The 289-nt window shown below is 49.8% G+C and carries 1 protein-coding gene; it reads right to left on the bottom strand.

The window, feature by feature from the left end:
- Window positions 1-138: 138 nt before the first annotated feature.
- A partial coding sequence (locus FN960_RS23860; RefSeq protein WP_276530905.1) for a nucleoside transporter C-terminal domain-containing protein occupies window positions 139-289 on the bottom strand: 151 nt, incomplete at its 5' end.

Here is a 289-nt window from a genome sequence, read left to right as displayed (position 1 = left end):
CGCAACAGCAGCAGGCGCTATTGCATAAGCTCGGGGTGCAATATCTGCAAGGGTATTTGATTGGTCGCCCGCAGCCATTAGCTGATTAACAGGCGTAAAAAAACCGGGGAATTATCCCCGGCTTTTTTATGTATGGTCTTACAGCACCAGTGCTGCGATTGACGCAGACAGCACACTCACCAGGGTAGAGCCGTAAACCAGCTTCAGACCGAAGCGAGAAACCACGTTACCTTGCTCTTCATTCAGGCCTTTAACTGCACCTGCGATAATCCCGATTGAAGAGAAGTTA

The organism is Alkalicoccobacillus porphyridii (assembly GCF_007293315.1).
In the GTDB taxonomy this organism is placed as follows: domain Bacteria; phylum Bacillota; class Bacilli; order Bacillales; family Bacillaceae_D; genus Alkalicoccobacillus; species Alkalicoccobacillus porphyridii.
Note: the sequence above shows the minus strand (reverse complement) of the source record. Positions and strands in the feature narration are given on the sequence as shown.